Origin of the sequence: Spectribacter hydrogenoxidans (assembly GCF_031846275.1) — a bacterium.
Classification (GTDB): domain Bacteria; phylum Pseudomonadota; class Gammaproteobacteria; order Nevskiales; family Salinisphaeraceae; genus Spectribacter; species Spectribacter hydrogenoxidans.
Genome location: NZ_JAVRIB010000043.1, coordinates 1 through 1,314, shown reverse-complemented (window position 1 = coordinate 1,314; position 1,314 = coordinate 1). Strand labels below are relative to the sequence as shown.

Annotated in this window: 1 protein-coding gene; it reads left to right on the top strand. The window is 65.7% G+C overall.

Features of this window, described 5'->3' with window-relative positions; genetic code table 11:
- Positions 1 to 89 precede the first annotated feature (89 nt).
- On the top strand, positions 90 to 1,310 hold the full coding sequence (locus tag RM532_RS15785) for an ISL3 family transposase (protein ID WP_311654297.1): 1,221 nt from the start codon (positions 90 to 92) through the stop codon (positions 1,308 to 1,310).
- Positions 1,311 to 1,314 lie beyond the last annotated feature (4 nt).

Below are 1,314 nucleotides of genomic sequence, written 5' to 3'. Positions count from 1 at the left end.
TGGTTCTTCGTAGAAAACCGGGGAGGTTTGGTCCGCCTGATTGGTGATTCTATGCTCGTTGCCCTGATGTGTTTGGGCGGGAGACGGGTATGGTGGATCGGTCGACGGTATCCAAGCTGGGTTCTTGGGCGGGCTATCGGGTCCAGCGGGTGGTCTGGCCGCGGGAGTCCGGCGGCACGGTTGAGATTCACTTAAAGCCCACGCGCAAGTGGATGGTCTGCGAGCGCTGCGGGCATCGCAGCCAGCAGCTGCACGAGACGGTGATGCGCCGCGTGCGGGATCTGCCGCTGTTCGAGTACAGGGTGGTGCTGGTGGTGCCGCGCCGGCGGCTGTGGTGCGCGCACTGCGGCGGGCCGCGCCTGGAGCGGCTGTCCTGGCTGGGGCGCTATCAGCGGGTCACCGATCGCTTTGCCGAGGCCATCGGCCGGCTGCTGCGGGCGATGCCGATTAAGGCGGTGGCGGATTTCTATGGCCTGGGCTGGCACGCGGTCAAGGCCATCGACAAGATGCGCCTGGCCGCCGAGCTGCCCGAGCCGGATTGGTCCACGATCCGGTATCTGGCCATGGACGAGTTCGCCCTGCACAAGGGTCATCGCTACGCCACCGTAGTCATCGAGCCCACCCGCCGGCAGGTGCTGTGGATCGGGGCGGGCCGCTCACGCGAGACGGCGGCGGCATTTTTCGCGCAGCTGCCCGCAGGAGCGGCGGCGCGCATCGAGGCGGTGGCCATCGACATGACCACCGCCTACGAGCTGGAAATCCGCGCGCATTGCCCGCAGGCCGAGATCGTCTATGACCTGTTTCATGTCGTGGCCAAGTACGGCCGCGAGGTCATCGACCGGGTGCGCGTGGACGAGGCCAACCGGCTGCGCGAGGCCCCGCAGGCACGCAAGGTGGTCAAATCCAGCCGCTGGCTGCTGCTGCGCAACCGCGACCACCTCAAGGCCGGCCAGCAGGTCCAGCTGACCGAGCTGCTGGCAGCCAATCAGGCGCTTTTGACCGTGTACCTGCTCAAGGACGAGCTCAAGCGCCTATGGCGCTATCGCCGCGCCGGCTGGGCCAAAAAGGCTTGGCAGCGCTGGTACGAGCAGGCCATGGCCAGTGGCATCGCTGCCCTGCAGCGCTTCGCTCAGCGCCTGAAACTCTACCTGCACGGCATCCTGGCTCGCTGCCGACACCCGCTGCATACCAGCGTGCTCGAGGGCATCAACAACACCATCAAGGTGATCAAGCGACGCGCCTATGGCTATCGCGACCAGGATTACTTCTTCCTGAAAATCAAAGCCACGTTCCCCGGTATTCCGCGATGAACCT